This window comes from Ruegeria sp. AB7 (genome assembly GCF_056542625.1).
Map to the genome: position 1 here is coordinate 54,447 of NZ_JBQGAC010000004.1, position 24,041 is coordinate 78,487.

20 protein-coding genes are annotated in these 24,041 nt (G+C 57.5%); 8 read left to right on the forward strand and 12 right to left on the reverse strand.

The window, feature by feature from the left end; all coding sequences use genetic code 11:
* Positions 1 to 82 precede the first annotated feature (82 nt).
* Together ACR0EN_RS12090 and ACR0EN_RS12095 are read right to left on the reverse strand one after the other, a co-directional pair.
* Positions 83 to 1,273, reverse strand: a complete 1,191-nt coding sequence (locus tag ACR0EN_RS12090; RefSeq protein WP_170663814.1) for an aminotransferase class I/II-fold pyridoxal phosphate-dependent enzyme — start codon at positions 1,271 to 1,273, stop codon at positions 83 to 85.
* A gap of 39 nt (positions 1,274 to 1,312) precedes the next feature.
* A complete protein-coding gene (locus ACR0EN_RS12095; protein WP_480586947.1) occupies positions 1,313 to 1,984 on the reverse strand; it encodes an HAD-IA family hydrolase in 672 nt (223 codons plus the stop codon).
* Positions 1,985 to 2,118: 134 nt separating this feature from the next.
* Between ACR0EN_RS12095 and glmU the strand changes: the two genes are divergently transcribed.
* Genes glmU through ACR0EN_RS12110 form a run of 3 tightly spaced genes read left to right on the forward strand, consistent with a single transcriptional unit; the run spans position 2,119 to position 5,988 of the window.
* Positions 2,119 to 3,471 (forward strand): bifunctional UDP-N-acetylglucosamine diphosphorylase/glucosamine-1-phosphate N-acetyltransferase GlmU, encoded by a 1,353-nt coding sequence (gene glmU / locus ACR0EN_RS12100; protein ID WP_480586950.1) that lies wholly within the window; start codon positions 2,119 to 2,121, stop codon positions 3,469 to 3,471.
* 3 nt (positions 3,472 to 3,474) lie between these two features.
* Entirely contained in the window at positions 3,475 to 5,298 is a 1,824-nt protein-coding gene (glmS, locus tag ACR0EN_RS12105) for a glutamine--fructose-6-phosphate transaminase (isomerizing) (RefSeq protein WP_170736393.1), read from the forward strand.
* 6 nt (positions 5,299 to 5,304) lie between these two features.
* Positions 5,305 to 5,988: a DNA alkylation repair protein gene (locus ACR0EN_RS12110; RefSeq protein ID WP_170397087.1), complete on the forward strand. Its 684-nt coding sequence runs from the start codon at positions 5,305 to 5,307 to the stop codon at positions 5,986 to 5,988.
* Here the strand turns inward: ACR0EN_RS12110 and ACR0EN_RS12115 are convergent.
* A complete protein-coding gene (locus ACR0EN_RS12115; RefSeq protein ID WP_170663818.1) occupies positions 5,976 to 6,389 on the reverse strand; it encodes a hypothetical protein in 414 nt (137 codons plus the stop codon). The two genes, ACR0EN_RS12110 and ACR0EN_RS12115, sit on opposite strands and share 13 nt — an antisense overlap.
* A gap of 91 nt (positions 6,390 to 6,480) precedes the next feature.
* On the opposite strand from ACR0EN_RS12115, the gene moaA reads away from it, so the two are divergent.
* Positions 6,481 to 7,488, forward strand: a complete 1,008-nt coding sequence (moaA, locus tag ACR0EN_RS12120; RefSeq protein WP_170511552.1) for a GTP 3',8-cyclase MoaA — start codon at positions 6,481 to 6,483, stop codon at positions 7,486 to 7,488.
* Between the two features lies 1 nt (position 7,489).
* On the forward strand, positions 7,490 to 8,788 hold the full coding sequence (locus ACR0EN_RS12125) for a 3-deoxy-D-manno-octulosonic acid transferase (protein ID WP_170626422.1): 1,299 nt from the start codon (positions 7,490 to 7,492) through the stop codon (positions 8,786 to 8,788).
* 74 nt (positions 8,789 to 8,862) lie between these two features.
* Here the strand turns inward: ACR0EN_RS12125 and ACR0EN_RS12130 are convergent, their stop codons facing one another.
* The 5 genes from ACR0EN_RS12130 to ACR0EN_RS12150 are packed head-to-tail and all read right to left on the reverse strand — an operon-like array spanning position 8,863 to position 15,403.
* Positions 8,863 to 10,026, reverse strand: coding sequence for a M20 aminoacylase family protein (locus ACR0EN_RS12130; RefSeq protein WP_170511548.1), 1,164 nt, complete (start codon positions 10,024 to 10,026; stop codon positions 8,863 to 8,865).
* Positions 10,027 to 10,043: 17 nt separating this feature from the next.
* A complete protein-coding gene (locus ACR0EN_RS12135) occupies positions 10,044 to 11,207 on the reverse strand; it encodes a M20 aminoacylase family protein (protein WP_170818026.1) in 1,164 nt (387 codons plus the stop codon).
* A gap of 14 nt (positions 11,208 to 11,221) precedes the next feature.
* The gene (locus tag ACR0EN_RS12140) at positions 11,222 to 12,388 is read right to left on the reverse strand and encodes a M20 aminoacylase family protein (RefSeq protein ID WP_170424149.1); all 1,167 of its coding nucleotides are present in this window, start codon (positions 12,386 to 12,388) and stop codon (positions 11,222 to 11,224) included.
* A gap of 22 nt (positions 12,389 to 12,410) precedes the next feature.
* Complete coding sequence (gene argE / locus ACR0EN_RS12145) at positions 12,411 to 13,577, reverse strand: acetylornithine deacetylase (protein ID WP_170397101.1); 1,167 nt, start codon at positions 13,575 to 13,577, stop codon at positions 12,411 to 12,413.
* A gap of 5 nt (positions 13,578 to 13,582) precedes the next feature.
* Positions 13,583 to 15,403, reverse strand: coding sequence for an ABC transporter ATP-binding protein (locus tag ACR0EN_RS12150; RefSeq protein WP_170397103.1), 1,821 nt, complete (start codon positions 15,401 to 15,403; stop codon positions 13,583 to 13,585).
* A gap of 285 nt (positions 15,404 to 15,688) precedes the next feature.
* Between ACR0EN_RS12150 and ACR0EN_RS12155 the strand changes: the two genes are divergently transcribed.
* The 3 genes from ACR0EN_RS12155 (at position 15,689) to ACR0EN_RS12165 (ending at position 19,470) form a co-directional block, all read left to right on the forward strand.
* Positions 15,689 to 17,395, forward strand: coding sequence for a peptide ABC transporter substrate-binding protein (locus ACR0EN_RS12155; RefSeq protein ID WP_170404084.1), 1,707 nt, complete (start codon positions 15,689 to 15,691; stop codon positions 17,393 to 17,395).
* Positions 17,396 to 17,489: 94 nt separating this feature from the next.
* Positions 17,490 to 18,497, forward strand: a complete 1,008-nt coding sequence (locus ACR0EN_RS12160) for an ABC transporter permease (protein ID WP_170397107.1) — start codon at positions 17,490 to 17,492, stop codon at positions 18,495 to 18,497.
* Positions 18,490 to 19,470: an ABC transporter permease gene (locus ACR0EN_RS12165; protein WP_170397109.1), complete on the forward strand. Its 981-nt coding sequence runs from the start codon at positions 18,490 to 18,492 to the stop codon at positions 19,468 to 19,470. Before ACR0EN_RS12160 ends, ACR0EN_RS12165 begins: the two co-directional genes overlap by 8 nt.
* A 6-nt stretch (positions 19,471 to 19,476) precedes the next feature.
* Here ACR0EN_RS12165 and ACR0EN_RS12170 read toward each other — a convergent pair whose 3' ends face one another.
* The 4 genes from ACR0EN_RS12170 to ACR0EN_RS12185 form a co-directional block, all read right to left on the reverse strand.
* A complete protein-coding gene (locus ACR0EN_RS12170; protein ID WP_480586953.1) occupies positions 19,477 to 20,613 on the reverse strand; it encodes an MFS transporter in 1,137 nt (378 codons plus the stop codon).
* 69 nt (positions 20,614 to 20,682) lie between these two features.
* Positions 20,683 to 21,960 (reverse strand): DUF3422 domain-containing protein, encoded by a 1,278-nt coding sequence (locus ACR0EN_RS12175; protein WP_170511543.1) that lies wholly within the window; start codon positions 21,958 to 21,960, stop codon positions 20,683 to 20,685.
* A gap of 107 nt (positions 21,961 to 22,067) precedes the next feature.
* Entirely contained in the window at positions 22,068 to 22,424 is a 357-nt protein-coding gene (locus tag ACR0EN_RS12180; protein WP_170404099.1) for a VOC family protein, read from the reverse strand.
* Between the two features lie 159 nt (positions 22,425 to 22,583).
* Positions 22,584 to 24,038: an NAD(P)(+) transhydrogenase (Re/Si-specific) subunit beta gene (locus ACR0EN_RS12185; protein ID WP_170397117.1), complete on the reverse strand. Its 1,455-nt coding sequence runs from the start codon at positions 24,036 to 24,038 to the stop codon at positions 22,584 to 22,586.
* Positions 24,039 to 24,041 lie beyond the last annotated feature (3 nt).

Here is a 24,041-nt window from a genome sequence, read left to right on the forward strand (position 1 = left end):
GCAGGCCAACGCAAAACGCCGCCCGGCAAGGGGCGGCGTTTTCAGATAAATCGAGCGTGCGCTGAGAGCGCACTCCGCTGGACTATAACTGATAGACCGCGCTGACTTCAGCCCGGATAATGCGCGCAATTTGGGCACAATCTTCCAGCGAAAAGGTCAGTGGAACGCGCATATCCATGATCCCTGCCAATATCCGATCACTGACCGGCATCGGGGCGCTGTCGGCATAACGCCAACTGTCATAGCGTGAGGTAAAGCCCGACGGTTCAGCCCCCCCGAACCACTTCAGTTCGACCCCGCGCGCGGCGCAACGCTGGATTACCTCGGCAATGCGCGCGGGCGTCCAGTCCAGCAACAGGAATTGTATCGATGAACCGACATAGGTCTCAGCATCAGGCCGCTCCACCATCGTCAAACCCGGCGTTTCACGCAGGCCATGCTCAATCTCAACATAACGTTCATTCCAACGCTGCACCTGCCGATCAAGATCACGCAACTGCGGACGTAAGATCGCTGCACGCAAATTATCCATCCGACCCGAGACATTGGGGGTTGTGTACTTGATCTGCTCGAACACCTCCGGCCCAGGCGCGGCCAGATGGCGTTCATACAGCATATATGAGCCAGAGAGCATAGTTGCCTTGGCCGCCAGCTTCGGATCATCCGTGATCAGCAACCCGCCCTCGCCCGAATTGACATGTTTATAGGTCTGGCACGAGTAACATCCGATGGCCCCCTGCCGCCCAGACAACTGCCCGCGCCAGGCGGCACCCATGGTATGGGCGCAATCTTCGATCACGATCACACCCGCCGCATCACACGTCTGCATCAGGCGATCCATATCGCATAGATGCCCTCGCATGTGGCTCAGCATCAACACCTTCGCCTGATCCAGCTTGGCCTCAAGATCATCCAGATCGATGGTCAGGGCTTCGGTCACACCAACGAAGACCGGCTTTGCGCTTACCGACGCAATCGCCCCCGGCACCGGCGCCAGAGTGAACGCGTTGGTCAGAACCGGATCGCCCGGCTTGACCCCCACCGCACGCAACGCAGTGGCCAGAGCGTAGCCACCCGACGAGACTGCCAGACAGTAATTCGCACCCATTTGGGCGGCGAATTCCTGCTCCAACAAAGCCGTCTCGCTCAATTCGCCAGGGGCAACATTGTAGCGGTGCAAACGACCATGGCGCAAAACGGCCAAGGCGGCCTTGATCGCCTCTTCGGGAATGGGTTCTTGCTGGGTGAAATTACCTGTGAATGTCTCAGTCATGAATCCGTTTTTATGCTGAGTGTTAAGCGGGTCAAGGGATCAGGCTGCCGCTCCGATCAAATCGGAGACCAGTTTCGGTAAATCATCAAAATGATGCAACAACGCCTCGGGCTCCAGCGCAGCCATCTCATCGCCCGACGGGCCGAATGTCACCAGTACCGACGGCACTCCTGCAGCCCGCGCCGTATTTCGGTCGGTATCTGAGTCGCCGACCAATACACAGTGGTCAGGGTGCCCTCCCGCGCGACGCGCTGCTTCGCGTAACGGTTCAGGGTCGGGTTTCCGCACCGGTAATGTGTCTGCACCGATCAGTGAAGCAAAGTGATCACGGACACCCATCCGGGTCAGCAGCAAATCAGCCAGGCCTTCGGGCTTGTTGGTGCAAATCCCCACGCCATAACCTGCATCTTTCAGTGCTTCGACGGCTTCAAGCGCACCGGGATAGAAATAGGTATGCGTATCGATCGCCTGCCCATAGACGTCCAAAAAGACCGGATAATAGGCTTCAACAACGTCCGCGTCATAGGCGCCGACCCGCTTCAATCCATGGGACAACATCAAGCGTGCACCGCGTACCGATACCGCCGCATCAAGCTCGCGCGACAGAACATCCCCATGACCCATCTCGCGAAAACAATGGTTTGCAGCGGCCAGCAAATCACCAGATGTATCCGCCAAAGTTCCATCCAGATCAAAGATTACCGTTCGCATGCTCACCTCCTGAACCGGCGGGTTTCCGCCATGTCGTGTTGCAAACGGCAATCTTCTTTGATGGCTGAACCGCTTGCGCCTTTGCCCACAGCGGATAAAACGGGCGGCGACAAAACAAAAGAGAAAACGATTTCATGAGCACTGCCCTTGTCATTCTTGCCGCCGGAAAAGGCACAAGGATGAACTCTGATATTCCCAAAGTCCTGCATCCGATCGCTCAGGCCCCAATGCTGGTTCACGCCATGCGCGCCGGTGCTGTCCTGTCGCCCGAGCGCACGGTGATTGTTACCGGCCACGGTGCGGAAGCAGTCGCGCGTGTGGCTGAAGCCGAAGATGAAAACGCCAGCATTGCGGTGCAGGAAGAACAACTTGGCACCGCCCACGCGGTTGCGCAGGCGCGTGCAGCGCTGGAGGGCTTTCAGGGGGATGTGGTCGTCCTCTATGGTGACACCCCGTTTCTACAGCCCGACACCCTGCAGCGGATGATCGAAGCGCGCGCAAAAAACGATCTGGTCATTCTTGGATTCGAAGCTGCAGACCCCGCCCGTTATGGCCGCCTTGTGATGAACAGGGACGCCTTGGAGCGGATCGTCGAATTCAAGGATGCCACAGATGAAGAACGCACTATAACCTTCTGTAACTCAGGACTTTTGGCATGCGATTCCGAAACCTTGTTCTCGCTGATCGATGCCGTTGGCAATGACAACGCCTCGGGTGAATACTATCTGACTGACGTAGTCGAGATCGCCCGCAGCCAAGGGCTGACCGTAACTGCAGTTGCCTGCGACGAAGCTCAGACGCTGGGCATTAATTCGCGCGCTGATCTGGCGGCGGCGGATGCGGTGTTTCAGGTGCAAGCACGGGCTGCATTGCTGGATCTGGGGGTCACTCTGATGGCCCCTGAAACGGTTTATCTGGCCGCAGATACCGTCATTGGCCGCGACACTGTCATTGAACCCAATGTGGTTTTCGGCCCCGGAGTGACCGTGGAAAGCGGCGCAATGATCCGGGCGTTCTCACATCTCGAAGGCTGCCATGTCAGCCGAGGTTCGGTGGTCGGACCCTATGCCCGGCTGCGTCCGGGTACAGAGCTGGCTGAAAACGCCAAAATTGGCAACTTTGTCGAGATCAAGAACGCCGAAATCGCCGAATGCGCTAAGGTGAATCACCTCAGCTATATCGGAGATGCCTCAGTCGGGGCGGCGACAAATATTGGTGCGGGAACCATCACCTGCAACTATGACGGCGTGATGAAGCATAAAACAACCATCGGGGAAAACGTGTTCATCGGATCGAACACGATGCTGGTGGCTCCGGTCACTCTGGGTGATGGCGCAATGACCGCCACGGGGACCGTAGTGACCAAGGATATTGAGCCAGACGCATTGGCCGTAGCGCGTTCCAAGCAGGAAAACAAACCCGGCTATGCGCGTAAATTGTTTGAAATGTTGAAGGCGAAGAAGGCTCGCCGCGACAAAGGAGCCTGAGTTATGTGTGGAATTGTTGGTGTTCTGGGCAGTCACGAAGCTGCCCCTATCCTGGTCGAAGCACTGAAGCGGCTTGAATATCGCGGTTATGACAGCGCCGGTATTGCGACCGTGAACGATGGCGCTTTGGGCCGCCGACGGGCCGTCGGCAAGTTGGTGAACCTAAGCGACCTTCTGGTTCACAACCCCCTTCCGGGTAAATCCGGTATCGGTCATACCCGCTGGGCCACCCATGGTGCCCCATCGGTTAACAATGCACATCCGCACAAGGCCGGGCCTGTCGCCGTAGTGCACAACGGCATCGTTGAAAACTATCGTGAATTGCGGGCTGAACTGGCCGATAATGGGGTCGGTTTCGTGACGGATACCGACACTGAAACCGTTGCCCTGATGACGGAAAGGTACATGTCCGAAGGTCTCTCTCCGGTCGACGCCGCGTTTAAAACCATTGATCGGCTTAAGGGCGCCTTTGCGCTCGCCTTTCTGTTCGACGGTCAAGAAGACCTGATTGTTGCGGCGCGCAAGGGCTCGCCCCTTGCAATTGGTCACGGCGATGGTGAGATGTTTGTTGGGTCTGATGCGATCGCGCTGGCCCCCCTGACGGATCGCATCACCTATCTTGAGGAAGGCGATCGGGCGGTTCTGACCCGCACTTCGCTTGAGATTCGAACCGAATCGGGAGAGCTTGCCAACCGCGAAATTCGGCAAATTCAAATCGATCAGACCCGTGCCGACAAAGGCGGCCACAAGCATTATATGGCCAAGGAAATTGCCGAGCAGCCTGTTGTGGTGGCCGAAGCCATCCGCTCGTATCTTCCGACCGGAGGCGATCAGGTTGTATTGCCCGGTGACGGTCTGGATTTCACCAAGCTGGACCGTCTGACCATGGTGGCTTGCGGCACGGCATTCTACGCTTGCCTGACGGCAAAATACTGGTTCGAACAGCTGGCCAAGATGCCGGTTGAAGTCGATATCGCCAGCGAGTTCCGCTATCGCGAACCTCCGATCTCGGACCGGACGTTGGCGCTGTTTGTAAGCCAGTCGGGCGAAACCGCCGACACGCTTGCTGCCCTGCGCTATTGCGAGGGCAAGGCGGACAAGATTGTCTCGGTCGTGAATGTCGCGGAAAGCTCGATTGCGCGCGAAAGCGATGTGGCGTTGCCGATCCATGCGGGTGTTGAGATCGGTGTTGCTTCGACCAAGGCGTTCACCTGTCAGCTTAGCGTGTTGCTGATGCTTGCCCTCAAGGCCGCTGCAGATCGAGGCACGCTTAGCGATGAAGAGATCGCCGATCACGCGGCCGCCCTTCGCGGTTTGCCGACTGTTCTGAATGCTGCGCTGGATCAAAATGACGCTATTCGCCAATCTGCCCAACGCCTGTCCGAAGCGCGCGACGTGCTGTTCCTGGGCCGTGGCCTCATGTACCCGCTGGCGATGGAAGGCGCGCTGAAACTCAAGGAAATCAGCTATATTCACGCCGAAGGCTATGCCTCGGGTGAGTTGAAGCACGGCCCCATCGCCTTGATCGACAAGCATATGCCGGTTGTTGTCATGGCACCACGCGACGCAGTTTTCGACAAGACAGTTTCGAACATGCAGGAGGTGATGGCGCGCAAGGGCAAGGTTATCCTTGTCTCGGATGATGACGGTATCGCTGAGGCAGAAGATGGAGTTTGGAGCACGATCCGTATGCCACATGTGCACACCAGCCTTGCCCCGATTCTCTATTCGGTGCCCGCGCAATTGCTAGCCTACCACACGGCGGTGGCCAAAGGCACAGATGTTGATCAGCCCCGTAATCTGGCAAAATCCGTCACGGTCGAGTGACGGCAGATGCAGGCCTATCTGGATCAGATCAAAGCCCATGCCGATCCTGAACGCGCAGAACAGGTGGCGGCCTATCACAAGGTAGACCGCCCCTATCTGGGTGTTCCGAACCCGGTTCTGAACGATCTGACCAAGGCTTGGCGGCGCGAACTTGAAGTCATCGACCGCATCGCTGTCGCCGATGGCTTATGGCAGACCAACATTCATGAAGCGCGGGTCGCGGCAGCAAAGCTGCTGACCCAAGCCCGTATCCGACCGGATGACGCGGTGTGGGACCTGCTGCAAAGCTGGCTACCGGATTTTGACGCCTGGGCCGTGGCCGATCATGCCTGTATGGCGATGCAAAAGCGTCTTTCGGCTGATCCAACCCGGCTGGACCAGGTCGAACGTTGGACCACGTCGGGCCACATGTGGACCAAACGCGCCGCGCTGGTCGCCACCTTGCCCTGGACCAAACAGAACCATCCCAAACCGAAAGACCTGGCATGCCGCGACCGTATACTCGGCTGGGCTGCCACGTATGTCTCCGATCGGGAATGGTTCATCCAGAAGGCCATCGCATGGTGGCTGCGCGAATTGTCAAAGCATGATCCAGGGCGCGTAGTCGCGTTTCTGGAAACGCACGGCGCAAACATGAAACCCTTTGCCCGCAAAGAGGCTGGGAAATACCTGCGCGCTCAGTCGGAATAGACTTCCAGTTCCACCAACTCGTCATATGGCACCAACAACGCGCGCATGGCTTCAAGCGACAGCCGTCCGCCACCGCCTTCGGGGCCTGGTGCGGGAACAAGCGTGACATAGGCCTGCGCACCCGTGCGCGGCACAACCACGCGGCCGTTGATTTCAGTTTGTACCAGAGGCGTCTGCAACCAGCGCCCCGGTGTGTTGGGATCGCCCAGCCCGGCAACGGTCGTTTTGGCGCCAGACCACCCTGCGGCAGCCACAGGTTCAGGATTTACCTCCGTCGCCTCTGCTGTAACGGGTTCAGCCGCCGTCTCGTTGGATGAACTTCCGAACACCCGATCCGTCGTGGACCGAACGGCATCGCAACCGGCAACGAGGCTAAAAGCTAAAACCAAAGCATATTTCATAACTCAAAACCTAGAGCGCTGCGCCTAACTGTACCAGTCCAAAACGCAGATGGCACTTGCCGCGAACATGCCTCCGCTTTACCTATGAGCCATGACAGCTCCGCTTATAGACCCGTTTGCCCGCGCCATCACCTATCTTCGCGTCTCCGTTACGGATCGCTGCGATTTCCGCTGCGTCTACTGCATGTCCGAAGATATGAAGTTTCTTCCCAAGAAAGACCTTCTGACTCTGGAAGAGTTGGATCGTATGTGCACGACTTTCGTCAATTTGGGCGTCGAGAAATTGCGCATCACCGGGGGCGAACCACTGGTTAGGCGAAACATCATGTCATTCTTCAACAGCATGACCCGACATCTGGACAGCGGCGCCCTGAAGGAGCTGACGCTGACAACCAACGGATCACAATTGCACCGATTTGCGGATGATCTTTTCGCAGCGGGCGTGCGGCGCGTGAATGTCTCGCTCGATACGCTGGATGAAGACAAATTTGCCAAGGTCACCCGATGGGGCCGCCTGAAACAGGTGCTGAACGGCATTGACGCAGCACAAAAGGCTGGCCTGCGGATCAAGATCAACGCTGTCGCTCTGAAAGGGTTCAACGAGCCCGAGCTACCCAAGATCACCGAATGGTGTGCCGAACGCGATATGGACCTGACCTGGATCGAGGTCATGCCCATGGGCGATATAGGCAACGAAGACCGGCTGGATCAGTATTGGTCGCTCAAAGACGTCCGCAAGGAATATCAGAACCACTATACGGTTACTGATCTGGCCGAACGGACAGGTGGTCCGGCGCGGTATGTCAGGCTTGAGGAGACCGGTCAAAAGATCGGTTTCATAACGCCACTCAGCCATAACTTCTGCGAAAGCTGCAACCGCGTGCGCCTGACCTGCACTGGTGAGATCTACATGTGCCTTGGCCAGGAAGACATGGCTGATCTGCGCGCACCCCTGCGCGATCATCCCGATACCGAGAAACCGTTGGAAGACGCGATCCGCGCAGCCATCAATCTCAAGCCCAAGGGCCATGATTTCGACTATTCCCGGCAAGCCGTCGACGGTCAGATGAGCCGCCACATGAGTCATACGGGCGGCTGAGATGCCCGGCACACCCGCGCAGCCAACGCTGCTGTACAAACTGTACTGCGGCCTCATTTCAATGGCCGAACCCTTGGTTTGGCGAAAAGTCCGCAGCAAACTGCACGCTGCGGGCGTTCCCGAAAGCCGCCAGCAAGAACGGCTTGGCCATGCCAGTTTGCCGCGCCCAGATGGGCAGCTGATCTGGTTTCACGCGGCCAGTGTGGGTGAAAGCCTATCGGTTCTAAGCCTGATCAACCGTCTGGGGCAGCGCCTGCCGAATGCTGAGTTTCTCATCACCTCAGGCACCCCGACCTCGGCGACGTTGATTGCCAAGCGCTTACCTGCGCGGACGCGCCACCAGTATCCGCCATTGGACAGCGCCGCTCCGGTGCGCGAGTTTCTGGACCACTGGAAACCCGATGCAGGCATCTTTGTAGAAAGTGAAATCTGGCCCCGGCTGATCGTAGAGGCCGCAAATCGCGGCACGCCACTGGCGCTCTTGAATGCCCGGCTATCTGACAAATCAGTGGATAGTTGGAACAAGCGCCCGAACACGGCGCGCTTCATTCTGGATCATTTCAAGGTATTTCTGACCCAGAACGACAAAACCGCCGCTAATCTGATCGCAATTGGTGCCGACGCGGATCGCGTACAGCCCGGCACCAACCTCAAGGCCATGTCTGACCCGCTGCCCGTAAATCAGGATGTCCTAACCAAAACCCAAGCGCAGATAGATGGTCGCCCGCTATGGATTGCCAGTTCGACCCATGCAGGGGAAGAAGAAACGGTTCTGGCAGCCCACAAAGCGTTGCTACAGCGCTGGCCCGACCTGCTATTGCTGCTGATCCCTCGCCATCCGGAGCGTGGAGACGACGTTGCTAAATTGGTGAGTGATGCTGGTCTTTCGCATGCACGACGCAGCGCTGACCAACAGATAGCATCAGACATACAGGTCTATGTCGCGGATACATTGGGTGAAACCGGAACCTGGTACGCCCTCTGCCCCATCGTTTTCCTAGGGGGATCGCTGAAAGAGATCGGCGGCCATAACCCGTTTGAACCGGTTCAGGCGGGGGCTGCGGTGATCACCGGCCCTGGTTATTTCAATTTTGCCGAGACATTTGAGCCGCTCATCAAAACGGGCGGCGCCGTCCGGATCAACTCGGCCAACGCATTGTCAGATGCTGTCACCCTCTGGCTGTCGGACAAAGCCGAACTGCAAACCGCTCGAATGGCAGCCGATGCCTGCGTGAAAACACAGAGTTCGGCGTTGGATGCGGTGATCGAAACGCTCTGCTCCCGCCTGTCTCTCGGCTGACAAAACACACCGATCCCTCGTCATCTGGCTAAAAATACCTCGGGGGTGTGGGGGCAGAGCCCCCACCCTTCCGATCAAGCAGCAGGCATCCGCTGCTCAACAATCTCGGCCCACCAACTACACCCGGCAGGAATGGCCTCGTCGTTGAAATTATACTCGGGATGATGAACCATGGCCGTATCGCCATTGCCCACCAGAATATAAGCCCCCGGACGCTCTTCGAGCATAAAGGCAAAATCCTCACCCCCCATGACAAGGGGCGCCTCGTCACAGCTGCCCGAGACCGATTTCGCCACCTCGGCCGCGAAATCGGTCTGCTCGTCACTGTTCACCATCACCGGATAGCCACGAATATAGGTCACATCCGCCTTGCCACCAAAGGTCGCTGCAACTCCTGCGCAAATCTCGTTGATCCGTTTCTCGGCAAGATCGCGCATCTCATTGCTCATGGTGCGTACGGTGCCTTTGATCTGCACCGTTTGCGGGATCACGTTGAACGCCTTCGAAGATGTCTCGAACGACGTCACCGATACCACCACCTGATCAATCGGATCAGCATTACGCGAGGCAATCGTCTGCAGCGCCAGAACCGCCTGCGCCGTCATCACGGTTGTATCCACGGTCTCCTGCGGTTTCGCGGCGTGGCCACCGCGTCCTTCAAAGGTGATGTCGAACTGATCGGTCGCGGCAAAGAACGAACCCGGACGGATCGAGAAGCTGCCGACCGGACGGCCCGGCCAGTTGTGCATGCCGTAGACTTCCTGAATGTTCCAGCGCGCCATCATGCCGTCTTCGCACATTTCGCGACCACCGCCGCCACCTTCTTCAGCGGGCTGGAAGATCACCACTACAGTGCCGTCAAAATTACGCGTTTCCGAAAGGTATTTCGCCGCCCCAAGCAGCATCGCCGTATGTCCATCATGGCCACAAGCATGCATCGCCCCATCGGTTTTCGAGGCGTAATCCAACCCCGTCGCCTCGTGAATCGGCAGCGCATCCATATCAGCACGCAGACCGATGACTTTGCCACTCGAGTCTGATTTGCCCTTGATCACACCGACAACCCCGGTGCGACCGATCCCGGTAACGACCTCGTCGCAGCCGAACTCTTTCAGTTTGTCCGCGACCAAAGCACTGGTGCGGTGGGTTTCAAACAGAATCTCGGGGTTTTCATGAATATCCCGTCGCCATTCGGTGATTTCGGCCTGCAATTCGGCAAAGCGGTTCTTAACTGGCATGTCTTCTCTCTCCTAATTCAAGCCGCCGGCATCCGGCGCTCGACCATTTCGGCAAACCATGAGCATCCCATCGGGATGATCTCATCGTTGAAATTGTATTCAGGGTGGTGCAGCCCAGCGCTGTCGCCATTGCCCAGCACGATGAACGCTCCGGGGCGTTCTTCCAGCATGAACGAGAAATCTTCGCCGCCCATCACCATGGGCGCCTCATCACAGCTGCCACCTACGGAAATGGCGGCCTCAGCGGCAAATCCCGTCTGTTCTTCGGCGTTGATCGTCACCGGAACTCCACGCGTGTAAGAGACTTTGACAGTGCCACCGAAGGTTTCAGCAATACCCTCAGCCACCTCGCTTAGCCGCGTCTCGATCAGGTCGCGCATTTCGTTCGAATGCGTTCGTACAGTACCGCGCACCTGCGCCGATTGAGGGATCACATTGAACGCTTTGGATGAGGTCTCGACCGAAGTCACAGACAGAACCGCCTGTAAAATAGGGTCCGCGTTACGCGACACGATGGTCTGAAGTGCCACGATCAGTTGCGACAACATCACCGTAGTATCAATTGTTTCATGCGGTTTCGCCGCGTGGCCGCCCCGGCCTTCCAGATGAATGTCGAACTCATCCGCAGCCGCCAGCAGCGGGCCAGACCGGATCGCGAACTGCCCCGTCGGCACACCTGGCACATTGTGCATGGCATAGACTTCCTGAATGCCGAACCGATCCATCAGACCGTCTTTGCACATCGCCTCGGCCCCATTGCCGCCTTCTTCCGCTGGTTGGAAAATCACAATGGCCGTACCGTCGAAGTTCCGCGTCTCAGACAAGTATTTCGCCGCGCCCAATACCATCGCCGTATGGCCATCATGGCCACAGGCATGCATGGCGCCATCGGTTTTCGAGGCATAATCAAGGCCCGTCTGCTCCTGCATCGGCAGCGCGTCCATATCGGCACGCAGGCCGATCACACGACCCTGCGTGTCGGTCTTGCCCTTGATGACGCCAACAACTCCGGTGCGGCCAATGCCCGTCACAACCTCATCGCAACCGAACTCTTTCAGCTTTTCAGCCACCAAGGCGCTGGTGCGGTGGGTGTCATAGAGGATCTCAGGGTGTTGATGAATATCCCGCCGCCAACCGGTGATTTCTTCGTGCATTTCGGCAAGTCGGTTCTTGATTGGCATCTGATCCTCCTAAATCAGGCGACGGGTAATCGTCGTTCCACCAGCTCGGCAAACCAGCTGCAACCGGCGGGAATGGCGTCGTCGTCGAAGTTGTATTCCGGGTGATGGCACATGGCCGTGTCCCCGTTTCCGATAAAGATGTAGGCTCCGGGCCGTTCTTCAAGCATGTAAGCAAAATCTTCTGACGGCATGATTGGATCGGTGCTGTCATTGACCTTGCCTGCCACGGCCTGCGCGGCCTCAGCAGCATAGATGGTTTCATCGTCCGAATTCACCGTCACCGGATAGCCCGGTGTCCACGTCATCTTAGCCGAAGCTCCAAAGGCCGAGGCAGTGTCTTCGGCGATCCGGCGCACGCGTTCTTCAGCGACCTTTCGATATTCTGGGTCAAGTGTACGAACAGTTCCCCGCAACCGCACCGTATGGGCAATCACATTCGAAGCCACACTATCGGTTTCAAAAGTCCCGACGGTCAGCACCACCCTTTTGATAGGGTCCACGGTACGCGACACCACTGATTGCAAAGCTACAACAATGTGCGACGCAATCAGCGTTGTATCTACCGCCTCATGCGGGGCGGCAGCATGACCGCCTTTACCCGTTACAACAATTTCGAATTCATCCGAAGAAGCCAGCAATGCGCCTGGTCGAATGGCAAACTCACCAACCGGCATTCCCGGCATGTTGTGCATGCCATAGACTTCCTGAATACCCCAGCGCTCCATCAGCCCGTCCTGACACATGGCCAGACCACCCGCCCCGCCTTCTTCGGCAGGCTGGAAAATCAACACAACGGTACCGTCAAAATTCCTCGTCTCGGCCAGATACTGCGCCGCGCCCAACAGCATCGAGGTATGACCGTCATGACCACAGGCATGCATCTTACCAGAAACCGTCGAAGCATAGTCCAGCCCCGTCGCCTCTTCTATGGGCAGCGCATCCATGTCGGCACGCAACCCGATAACACGGCCTAGCGTATCCTGACGTCCCTTGATCACGGCAACCACGCCAGTCTTGCCGATGCCGGGCGTGATCTCATCCACACCGAACTCCTTCAGTCGGTCGACCACAAACCCTGCCGTTTCTTCCACATCATACATCAGCTCGGGATGCATATGCAGGTGACGGCGCCATTTGGTGATCTCGCCATGCATTTCGGCGAGCCGGTTCTTGACGGGCATCTTTAACCTCTCCTTTGAGATGTTATTCGCAGAGCCTCTTTACCAGACGCTCCATAAATTTTTGACCTGCGTTGAATTGAGAAATCGTAATGAACTCATTCGGCTGATGGGCCTGCGCGATGTCACCTGGGCCGCAGATAACAGCGGAATAACCAGCTTCCTGAAACTGCCCCGCCTCGGTGCCATAGCTTACCACATGTGTCGCATTGTCACCGGTGAGCGCGCGCACCAGCGTCTCAGCCTCGCCATCTTCTTCAGGCACAAGACCTGGGATCGAAAAATGCTCGGACAGCTCGATCCGGGCGTCGGGATGAACCGCTTGCATCCGCGCCTCGACTTCACGAACCTTATCGAAATAGGCCTTCTGCCAGACCGATTTTTCATCGTCCGGAACGGTGCGGAAATCCATCATGAAGCGACAGTCTTTGGCAGTGATATTATGCGCGGTTCCGCCTTCGATCATACCAACATGGCAGGTAGTCCAAGGCGGATCGAACACTGACGCAATGTCTGAAGGTTGCGCCGCCATATTCTCGGCGTTCCGATCATTGGCCCAATTGATCAGCGGCGCGGCCTCCATGATCGCATTGACGCCTGTGTGCATGATTGAGCTGTGAACTTCGAACCCCACCACATGCGTGTCAAAGCCAAACCCGCCCTTATGGCCGGTGACGGCCTGCATCATCGACGGCTCGCCCACAATCACGGCTGATCCTTTGGGCAGAACCTCCTGCATGTGGGCGATCATCGGCGGCGCGCCGGTGCAGCCAACCTCTTCATCAAAGCTCAACGCCAGTTGCAGGGGGCGTTTGGTGTCAGCGTGATGCGCCTCGACCAAGGCCCAGATCGCCAGCGCGTCAAAGCCCTTCATGTCGCAGGTGCCACGCCCGAAATACTTGCCATCTTTCTCGGTCACGACAAATGGATCGGTGTCCCAAGGCTGGCCATCGATGGGAACAACATCAGTGTGACCTGATAGGACAATCGCGCCCTCTTCCCAAGGGCCGACATGCGCGAACAGAGCCGCCTTATGCGGCTGATCCGGATCAGGCCAACGATGCGGTTCGATCCCGTGGCTTTGCAGATACGCCTCGACCCAATCCACCAGCGGTAAATTCGTATCGCGACTGACAGTCGGGAATGAGATCAGCTTAGTCATGATCTCTAGCGGAGACAGGCGCTCAGCCATGAGGGTCAATATCCGCTGTCAGTGGTCAAAACAAAATGGCCCGGTTCAACCTCGTTGTATTGCGAGGGTTCGGGCGCGTATCCAATCGGATGAATTGGCGACGGGATCGGTTTGAAGTTCAAGTCTTTTTCCGACTTGCGCTTGTTCGGGTCGGCAATTGGTACCGCCTTCATCAGTGCCTGCGTATAAGGGTGCTGTGGGTTCTCAAAAACCCGAGCACGCGGGCCCAGTTCGACAATGCGGCCCAGATACATCACACCGACATGGTGACTGACCCTCTCGACCACCGCCATGTCATGGCTGATGAACAGATAGCTGAGGCCAAGCTCGGACTGCAGCTCCATCATCAGGTTCAGCACCTGCGCCTGAACCGAGACGTCCAGCGCCGAAACGGCCTCATCCGCGATGATTAGCTTGGGATTCAGCGCCAGTGCTCGCGCAATCGCAATCCGTTGCCGCTGACCACCCGACATCTCATGTGGGAAGCGGCGCATGAAGCTGCGCGGCAGTTGCACCTTGTCGAACAGTTGCGCTACCCGGTCCTGCAGTTCTGACCCCGAGGCAACCCCATAGTTCCGCATCGGTTCAGCGACCTGATCAACCAACTGCATCTGAGGGTTTAGCGAGGCGAACGGATCCTGAAAGATCATCTGCATGTCCAGCCGCGCTTTGCGCAGGCCGGCCTGGTCCAGCTTCATGATGTCGACACCGTCCAGATCAACCTCACCCGCCATCGGCTCCACCAATCGCAGGATCGAGCGCCCTGCCGACGACTTGCCACACCCAGATTCGCCAACGAGGCTGAGTGTTTGCCCCCGGTTCAGCGTGAACGAGACATCTTCGACTGCATGCACGTTTGAGATGGTCCGACGCAGCAATCCGCCTTTCACCGCAAATCGCGTGGTCAGGTTCTTGACCGTCAGCAACACTTCGTTCGTACCCGGAATCGGAGCGATCTTCTGGCCTTCCTCACCCAGCAGTTTCATTGGCTCGGGCGCGGCTTTACCCTGCATCTCGCCCAATTTCGGAACCGCCGCCAGCAACGCCTTGGTGTAATCGTGCTGTGGGTTTTCGAAGATTTCTTTGACGGTGCCTTCCTCGACCTTGTTGCCGCGGAACATAACCACCACGCGGTCCGCCATCTGCGCGACCACAGCCATGTCATGGGTGATAAACATCACCGCCGTTCCGGTCTCGCGTTTGAGGCGGTCCATCAGCGCCAGAATCTCGGCCTGGATGGTGACATCCAATGCAGTAGTGGGTTCATCCGCAATCAGCAGGCGAGGCTCACACGCCATGGCCATGGCGATCACCACACGCTGGCGCATGCCACCGGACAGTTCATGCGGATATTGCTTCAAACGTCGCTCGGGCTCGGGGATGCGCACCTGACGCAATAATTCCAGCGCGCGCTCTTCGGCCTGCGCTTTGTTCATGTCCTTGTGGATTCGCAATCCTTCGGTGAGCTGCCGTCCGACGGTGAAAACCGGGTTCAAGGCCGTCATCGGCTCCTGAAAGATCATTCCGATCTCATTTCCGCGAATCTGCTTCATCAGATCTTGATCGGCGTGGGACAGATCCATTTCCTCGCCGCCGCGGCGATCGAAAAGCAGTTGCCCGCCAGCAATTTCACCGCCGCCGAACTCGACCAAGCGCATCAGCGATAGAGATGAGACTGATTTGCCCGACCCCGATTCGCCTACGATACACACGGTTTCGCCTGGGTTAACCTCGAACGAGACGTCCTCGACGCCCACCACCGGGCCATCTTTAGTTTGAAATTCGACCCGCAGTTTTTTGATCTGGGCAATTGGCTGATCCAGCACGCGCGCTCTCCCCTTGGCGGCTTTTCGGATTGGGTGCCAAACGCTAAGGCGGGCAGATGTGAAAAGTCAAACCGATAGGTCAAATTTCGCAAGGCAAGGCTTGCAATTTTCCAAAACTCTGTTTCGATACGCCGCGTAACCGTTCTGGGGAGAGGTCTGAATACACGAAGGCGATACAATCGTTTCCGTTTGATTCCAAATCCTTATCCCTTTTGACGGCCACGCCTAACCCGCGGGCATCGCGGAGATAATCGAGACACGTATGTGTCCAACATGGAGTGTATGATGAAAATCAAAACCCTTTTGCTTGGTGCGATTGCAAGCACGGCAATGGCCCCGATGGCCATGGCCGAGCGTGGATCGGACGGCAATGTCAGCATCATTTACTGGCAAGCCCCATCGATCCTGAACCCGTTCCTTTCGGGTGGCACCAAGGATGTGGAATCCGCGTCGCTAGTGATTGAGCCGCTCGCCCGGTACAATCAAGATGGCGAAATGGTTCCGTTCCTGGCATCTGAAATTCCGACAGTTGCAAATGGTGGCGTCAGCGAAGACCTGACCTCGATCACTTGGAAAATCGCGCCGGGAATCACCTGGTCAGACGGCACGCCATTCACCTCCGCTGATGTTGTGTTCACTGCAAACTATTGCATGGACCCAGAAGGCGGTTGTGCGCAGGTGACCAAATTTGAAGGTGTCACCAATGTCGAAGCTGTCGATGATCTGACCGTCAAAGTCACATTCGATGCGCCGACCCCGTTCCCTTACGGCCCGTTCGTGGGTGGTGAGAGCCCGATCATCCAGGCGGCACAGTTCGCGGATTGCATGGGAGCCAAAGCGCCCGAATGCACCGAGCAGAACTTTAACCCGATCGGCACAGGCCCGTTTGTTGTCACCGAGTTCAAGCCAAATGACGTGATCACTTTCAAGGCCAATGATAACTACCGTGACCCGGCAAAGCCTGCGTTCGCAACGGTAACATTCAAAGGCGGTGGCGATGCAACTGCTGCTGGTCGTGCGGTCATGGAAACCGGCGAATTTGACTATGCCTGGAACTTGCAGCTTGCGCCTGAAGTGATCGCGCAGATGCAGGAAGGCGGCAAAGGTACTCCGGTCGCAGGCTTCGGCCCGCTGGTGGAACGCATCATGCTGAACCAGACCAACCCGTCGCCAGATCTGCCGGAGGGCGAGCGTTCGACTGCAAAGCATCCGCACCCGTTCCTGCAGGACCCTGCTGTTTACAAGGCCATGTCGCTGGCCATCGACCGGCCGCTGCTGGTTGAAATCGGCTACGGTCAGGCCGGTAAGGTTACCTGCAACTGGGTACCTGCGCCTGCCGCAGTGAATTCCGACACATTCAGCTGCGATACTCAGGATATCGAAGGTGCCAAGAAGCTTCTGGATGACGCGGGTATCGTTGATTCCGATGGCGATGGCATCCGTGAAAAAGACGGTGTACCGCTGAAGATTGTCTACCAGACCTCTACCAACGCAGTTCGCCAGGACTTCCAGGCGCTGATCAAAGAATGGTGGAGCCAAATCGGTATCGAAACTGAGCTGCGCAACATCAATGCTTCGGTCTTCTTTGGTGGTGATCCGGGTTCGCCTGACACCTTCCAGAAGTTCTATGCCGACGTTGAAATGTATGCCAACACCTTCAACGGCACTGACCCGCAGTCCTATCTGGGCAACGGCCTGTGCGACAAGGCACCCAAGCCTGAAAGCCAGTGGCAGGGCGAGAACATCAGCCGTTTCTGCAACGAAGAGTTCGACAAGCTGCATGGCAAACTGGCCGAAACCGCAGGTGCGGATGAGCGCGCGCAGATCGCGCGTCAGCTGAACGACATCATGGTTGAAAATGGCGGAATGATCCCGCTGGTGCACCGTGGTCGTCTGTCGGCACACGCCAATACGCTGGGTGGCGTTGTCCTGAACGTTTGGGACAGCGAGCTGTGGAACATTGCGGACTGGTACCGCAAGACCGGTTCCTAAGCGTTAATCTTGCAAAACCGCGCCCCGACCCATATCGGGGCGCGGTCATTTGCAGACCACTCCAACAAGAAGACGCATATAAAGGCGCCTCTTAATGCTCAACTTTACCATCAGACGACTGGTGCTGGCCGTTCCCACGCTACTGTTCATCAGCCTCGTCATCTTCCTGCTCCTCGAACTCGCACCCGGCGATCCGATGGCGCAGGTTCCACTTACCGTCCCCCCCGAAGTCAAAGAGAAGATGCGCGAGGCACTGGGCCTCGGTCAGCCGATGCATATCCGGTTCTGGAAATGGATCGTGCAGTTCTTCTGGATCGAACCGCAGGTTCTGGTCGACTCGATCTTTGGCACAACCTTCTCCGAAGGTGACCTGCGCGTGATTTCGTGGCAGACCCGCTCACCCGTCATGGACATCGTCGTTCAGCGCATCCCGCAGACCCTGTGGGTTGTTGGCACCGCGTATGTGGTCGCCATCCTGATCGCCCTGCCCATCGGTATCTATTCGGCTTACCGGCAGTATTCCTGGTTCGACCAAATGGGCACATTCGTGTCGATGGTCGGCTTCTCGGTACCGCCGTTCTTCTCGGGCGTATTGGTGATCGTGATCTTCTCAGTCCAGCTTGGATGGTTCCCGTCGATCTATGACACCACCCATGTGGTCAATAGCTGGGACAGCTTTGTTGTACAGCTGAAACAGATGATCATGCCGGTCATGGTTCTGGCTCTGCAGATCACCGCGCAGCTCAGCCGATTCATGCGCGCCTCGATGCTGGACAACCTTAATCAGGATTATGTCCGCACCGCCCGCGCCAAGGGCCTCAGCGAATACACGGTCGTCATGGTCCACGTCCTGCGCAACTCGATGATCCCTGTGGTCACCGTTATCGCGCTGGGTATTCCGGCCATCTTCGGCGGAGCGATCATTACCGAGCAGGTGTTCAAAGTGAACGGCATCGGCCAGTTGCTGATCGGGGCTATTCAGGCCAATGACTTGCCGATGGTCCAAACCCTGACCTTCATATTTGCCGTGCTGATCGTCCTGTTCAATCTGATCGCCGACGTTCTCTATGGCATTCTGGACCCGAGGATTCGTTATGACTGATCATGATCGTACCGATACACTGGTCCCGGACGAAGGGCTTGCGCCCGCCTCGACAGCGCTGCCAACCACCGATGTGATGGAAGAACTGGCCACCCCACCACGGAGCCAATGGCGCGATGTCTGGGATCAGTTCAAGACCCACAAAGGCGCGATGATCGGAGCGATTCTGTTCATCTTCATCGTCGCAGGCGTCTATCTGGGCCCATACTTATGGAGCATCGACCCCACTCAGATCGACATCCGTTCGCGCAATCAGGGCCCCAGTTGGGCGCATCCCTTTGGCACCGACCAGTTGGGCCGCGATATCCTAGCTCGCATGATGTCAGGCGGTCAGACATCGGTGTCAGTCGGCATCACCGCGATGCTGTTGGCGCTGTTTCTGGGCTCGTTCATCGGTGTTCTGGCCGGGTTTTTCAAACGGCTGGATGGCCCACTGATGCGCCTGACGGATCTGTTCTTGGCCTTGCCGTTGCTACCGCTGCTGCTGGTCATGATGCTGCTCTTCCGCGAGCCGCTATCTGCTGCCTTCGGGTTAGAGCGTGGAATCTTCATCCTGATCGTCTGCGCCATCGGCATCACCTCATGGATGCCCACAGCGCGGATCGTGCGCGGCGATGTGCTGGCGATCAAAGAGCGTGAGTTCGTTCTGGCCGCCCGGTCCATCGGCACCAGCAATGGCCAGATCATCACCCGGCACATCCTGCCGAATGTTCTGTCTCCGATCATGGTGTCGGCCACGCTGGGGATTGCAACTGCGATCATCACCGAAAGCGCGCTTTCCTTCCTCGGCCTCGGATTTCCGCCGGACTTCCCGACATGGGGTCGGCTGCTCTTCGATGGCGTCGACTATCTTCAGCAATACCCCGAGCGCGTGTTCTGGCCCGGACTGGCGATCTCACTAACCGTCCTCAGTGTAAATTATCTGGGTGACGGCCTGCGCGATGCGCTGGATCCACGTATTCGCGGACGATAAGCGAACTTAGTCGGCGCGCTTCAGCGCGCCGGCCAATACGATGATAAGAACGGCCAGCGGTAAAAGAACTGCAAAGGCAAATCTCAGCGTCATCATCTCGGCCAGAAATCCGATCAGAGGCGGCCCGATCAACAACCCTCCGTATCCCAATGTCGCGACGCTTGCGATCGCCTGTCCGGGCGGGACATGCGGGTCGTTGGCCGCACGGCTAAAGGCCAGAGGCATGATTACCGCATAGCCCACTCCCATCAGAGCAAAACCTGCCAAAGCCAATCCTGCCCCTCCCGCCGATACTACGCCAAACACGCCCAGCGCGGCGCAAACGCCGCCAAATCGTGCTGTTGCAACAGGCCCGAAACGCGCGATCACCACCCCGCCCGCAAGCCGGAACGCAACCATCGTGACCGAGAAGACCGCATAGCCTAACGCCGCGATACTCTCAGCCGCACCGGTAACGTCACGCAGGAAAATCGCGCTCCAATCCGCAACAGCCCCCTCGCCCAAAGCGCCGCACAGCGCTGTGAAACCCACAAGGATTAGGGCACCCGACGGCAAAGCGAACACCGATCCAGGTTTTGAAGCCGATCGTTTCGAAGTCCAGCGTACCCAAGACAAAACAAGCGCAAGCGCGACGACAACGCCACCCGCTAGCAGAAAATGTTGCAACACCGACAGCCCCATCTGTACGGCACCGTATCCGCTGAGCGCTCCCAGTCCGGCTCCAAGGCTCCACATCGCGTGAAAGGACGACATAACCGGCTTGTCATAGGCCTGTTCGACCTCTGCCGCCCAGGCGTTCATCGCAACATCCATCGAGCCATGGAAGGCTCCGAATACAAACAGAAACGCCGCAAGCGACCAGAACCCGCCGGCGAGAGCCAAAAGGATCAGGGAAAAGGTGTAGAGAACCGCGATCACCCGCGTGATCGCCACTGCCCCAAACTTGTCGGTCAAACGGCCTGTGATCGGAAACGAACACACGGCCCCTGCAGCCATGAACAGCAAACCAAGCCCTAGCGCCTCGTGCGTCAGATCCAGCCTGTCCCGAACCGCAGGTATGCGCGATGCCCAGATGCCGAACAGCGCACCGTTCAGGATAAACATGGCGGCCACAGCCCGCCACGCCGCAACAATACCGATCACAGGGAATCCTCATAAAATCTGCCAAACGCCACCCGTTCTACAGATCATTCGTCGCCCGGCATAGACCGCTTATTCAATTCGCTTCCGGATCTGGCGCACCCCGAACCAAACGGCAAGGATGACAGGCACGGTCACAATTGCCGTCAGCATCCCTTTGCTAATCCCGGCCTGCGTCAGTGGGTAGAGCAAGTAGCTGACCAGAGACACCGCATAGTAGCTGATCGCCACCACAGATAATCCCTCGACTGTGTGCTGCAATCTAAGGGCCAGATCAGCACGCCGGTCCATGCTTTCCAGCAGAGCCTGATTTTGAGCGCTGCGTTCGACATCGACACGGGTACGCAACAGGTCGCCGGCGCGAATAGCCCTGTCGGACAAGGCCTGCAAACGTCGCTCGGTTGATTTAACCGTCCGCATCGCGGGGTCATAACGACGCATCATGAAATCGGCAAAACTCTGACGTCCATTGAATCTTTGTTCACGCAACACTTCGATGCGCTGATTAACAATCGCCTCATAGGCACCCGTGGCGCCGAACCGAAAAGAACACCGTGCCGAAAGTGTCTCAAGCTCGATCGAGGTAGACAGAAGATCCGGCAACAATTCGTCTGGGTGCGCTGTTTCATCGGACATCTGCCCCATCAGGCGGGTCAATTGACCATCCAGTTCGCCGATGCGCGGCATCAGTTGCTTGACCCGTGCAAATCCCAGCATCGACATTGCCTTGTAGGTCTCAATCTCGCACAGCCGCTGAACGATCCGCCCGGTCCGACGCCGCCCGGTGCCTTTCTTGACAAACATCGCAAGCCGCATATGCCCCGCCGGATCAATTCGGAAATCACAAGCGCAGATCGCAGCATCATCCAGCACCCGCGCCACTGCTAGGCTTTCCGGCTCGAACCACTGAGCCAGCGAAGCCTTTGCCGCCTCATCTCCCTCGTACTCGACAACGCGAATTAAGGCCGATGTCACGCGCTGCCCCGGGCTCGCCATCAACCAATCTGGAGGAAACACCTCAAAGTCTGCCGGATTGAATGCACGTTCACTGACGTTCGGAGTGATCGCGGTATAGGTCACAAACTCGGTATGTTGCTCCCATTTCAGCCAATGACGCCCGATCTGACCCGCGTAGTGAGTGGCTTCTGGCTGAGGGTGCTGCGCGCCGTGGCGATCCAGCAGATTGATCAGGTGGGTCATATCCTCGCCACGATCGCGCGTAACCGCTTCTTTGGGCTTCTTGATCGCCAGAAACACAACCGTGCTGGGTAAGGGTGCAACCGGAAATGGGCGTGCATGTAGTTCATTGGCCAGCGTATAGCGAAGCGGATGATTGTCTATGGGCGTCATGTAAGGCTCCGGTGTATCACCGGCACTATAAGGCAGACCGACACAACATCAATTGTTTATTTATTTCAATTACTTACAAGGATACAACGGTATACAATCCCGCTATCTTATTGATTCGGCTCCCATAGCTCGATGGGATTGCCTTCAGGATCGTGGATGCGGGCGAATTTCCCGACCTCGCTGTCCCACTCCGGGTTCGTCTCGACGGTGATTCCGGCGATCTTTAATTGGTCGATCAACGCGCTCAGGTCATCGACACGAAAATTGATCATCCATTGCTGCTCGGAGCGGCCGAAATACTCGGTGTCCTGCGCAAAGGGTGCGAACACCGTATATCCTTCCCGCTGCTTCCAGGGCACAGGATCGTAGTGATTGACGCCCAAATGCTTCTCATACCAAGCACTCAACGCCTGCGGATCACGGGCCCGAAAGAATATCCCGCCAATTCCATTTACCTTCTGCATGGTCTGCCTCCGACTATCCCGAACACTCGCCAAGTTTAACACAGCCCGCTTGCTTCATATGGCTAAAAAACCTTGAGGGGGTTGGAGGCAAGCCCCCATCTCATCACAAAAGAAAAGGGCGCCCTCAGGCGCCCTTTGCAATCAGATTGTCCCTTCTGATCAATCGATCATGGGCAACAGCTTGTCGAGCGAAGCCTTGGCGTCGCCATAGAACATGCGGGTGTTCTCCTTGAAGAACAGCGGGTTCTCGATGCCCGAATAGCCGGTGCCCTGACCACGCTTGGACACAAACACCTGCTTGGCTTTCCAGCATTCCAACACCGGCATCCCGGCGATGGGGCTGTTCGGGTCTTCCTGCGCCGCAGGGTTCACGATATCGTTCGAGCCAATCACGATGGCCACATCCGTATCCGGGAAGTCGTCGTTGATCTCGTCCATCTCCAGAACAATGTCATACGGCACCTTCGCCTCGGCCAGCAGCACGTTCATGTGGCCCGGCAGACGACCGGCAACGGGGTGGATCGCAAAGCGCACGTTCTTGCCCTTGGCGCGCAGCTTGCGGACCAGCTCGGACACCGACTGCTGCGCCTGCGCCACGGCCATGCCGTAGCCGGGGATGATGACGATACTATCTGCATCATTCAGCGCCGCCGCGACACCATCTGCCTCGATGGCGATCTGTTCACCCTCAACAGCCATCTGTTCACCCTGCGGGCCACCAAAGCCGCCCAGAATTACGCTGACAAAGTGACGGTTCATCGCCTTACACATGATGTAGGACAGGATTGCACCAGACGAGCCCACCAATGCACCAACCACGATCAGCAGGTCGTTGCCTAGCGAGAAGCCGATGGCCGCAGCCGCCCAACCCGAATAGCTGTTCAGCATCGACACAACCACCGGCATGTCGGCCCCGCCGATGCCCATGATCAGGTGATAGCCGATGAACAGCGCTGCCAGAGTCATCAGGAACAGCGGGAAGAAACCGCCCGAATTGGTGTACCAGATCAGGCAGATGAACGACAAAGCAGCCGCACCCGCGTTCAAAGCATGACCGCCCGGAAGCTTGGTCGCCGCCGAGGTCACCTTGCCCGCCAACTTGCCATAAGCCACGACCGATCCAGTAAAGGTGATCGCACCGATGAAGATACCGAGGAACAGCTCAACATGCAGGATCGCCAGTTCGGCCGCGGTCTTCTTCGCGATCAGCTTGGCGAACGCCCCGAGATCGGACAGGTCTGCCTGAGACGCACTGTCAGCAATCGCCATGACTTGCGCCACATTGCCGATCTCGAAATGGGCATTGAATCCCACGAACACAGCCGCGAGACCCACCAGCGAATGCATCGCGGCCACAAGCTGCGGCATCTCGGTCATCTGCACGCGTTGCGCCACGTACTGACCGATCAGACCACCGCCCGCGATCAGCAGCAACGACAGCAGCCACAGGCCTGAACCCGGACCAACCAGCGTGGCAAAAACCGCCAGCGCCATACCAACAATGCCATACCAGACCGCCCGCTTGGCGCTTTCCTGGTTCGACAATCCACCCAGAGACAGGATGAAAAGGACAGCCGCAACGACATAGGCGGCAGTAGTGAAGCCAAATTCCATGTG

What these genes read in the sequence shown, in the direction of transcription:
- ACR0EN_RS12095 (WP_480586947.1), bottom strand. Translation starts at nt 1,984, where the DNA reads ATGCGAACGGTAATCTTTGATCTGGATGGAACTTTGGCGGATACATCT.
- ACR0EN_RS12140 (WP_170424149.1), bottom strand. Translation starts at nt 12,388, where the DNA reads ATGCCCGTCAAGAACCGGCTCGCCGAAATGCATGGCGAGATCACCAAA.
- ACR0EN_RS12110 (WP_170397087.1), top strand. Translation starts at nt 5,305, where the DNA reads ATGCAGGCCTATCTGGATCAGATCAAAGCCCATGCCGATCCTGAACGC.
- ACR0EN_RS12175 (WP_170511543.1), bottom strand. Translation starts at nt 21,960, where the DNA reads ATGACGCCCATAGACAATCATCCGCTTCGCTATACGCTGGCCAATGAA.
- ACR0EN_RS12135 (WP_170818026.1), bottom strand. Translation starts at nt 11,207, where the DNA reads ATGCCAATCAAGAACCGACTTGCCGAAATGCACGAAGAAATCACCGGT.
- argE (WP_170397101.1), bottom strand. Translation starts at nt 13,577, where the DNA reads ATGGCTGAGCGCCTGTCTCCGCTAGAGATCATGACTAAGCTGATCTCA.
- ACR0EN_RS12090 (WP_170663814.1), bottom strand. Translation starts at nt 1,273, where the DNA reads ATGACTGAGACATTCACAGGTAATTTCACCCAGCAAGAACCCATTCCC.
- ACR0EN_RS12180 (WP_170404099.1), bottom strand. Translation starts at nt 22,424, where the DNA reads ATGCAGAAGGTAAATGGAATTGGCGGGATATTCTTTCGGGCCCGTGAT.
- ACR0EN_RS12115 (WP_170663818.1), bottom strand. Translation starts at nt 6,389, where the DNA reads ATGAAATATGCTTTGGTTTTAGCTTTTAGCCTCGTTGCCGGTTGCGAT.
- ACR0EN_RS12125 (WP_170626422.1), top strand. Translation starts at nt 7,490, where the DNA reads ATGCCCGGCACACCCGCGCAGCCAACGCTGCTGTACAAACTGTACTGC.
- glmU (WP_480586950.1), top strand. Translation starts at nt 2,119, where the DNA reads ATGAGCACTGCCCTTGTCATTCTTGCCGCCGGAAAAGGCACAAGGATG.
- moaA (WP_170511552.1), top strand. Translation starts at nt 6,481, where the DNA reads ATGACAGCTCCGCTTATAGACCCGTTTGCCCGCGCCATCACCTATCTT.
- ACR0EN_RS12130 (WP_170511548.1), bottom strand. Translation starts at nt 10,026, where the DNA reads ATGCCAGTTAAGAACCGCTTTGCCGAATTGCAGGCCGAAATCACCGAA.
- ACR0EN_RS12155 (WP_170404084.1), top strand. Translation starts at nt 15,689, where the DNA reads ATGAAAATCAAAACCCTTTTGCTTGGTGCGATTGCAAGCACGGCAATG.
- ACR0EN_RS12185 (WP_170397117.1), bottom strand. Translation starts at nt 24,038, where the DNA reads ATGGAATTTGGCTTCACTACTGCCGCCTATGTCGTTGCGGCTGTCCTT.
- glmS (WP_170736393.1), top strand. Translation starts at nt 3,475, where the DNA reads ATGTGTGGAATTGTTGGTGTTCTGGGCAGTCACGAAGCTGCCCCTATC.
- ACR0EN_RS12160 (WP_170397107.1), top strand. Translation starts at nt 17,490, where the DNA reads ATGCTCAACTTTACCATCAGACGACTGGTGCTGGCCGTTCCCACGCTA.
- ACR0EN_RS12165 (WP_170397109.1), top strand. Translation starts at nt 18,490, where the DNA reads ATGACTGATCATGATCGTACCGATACACTGGTCCCGGACGAAGGGCTT.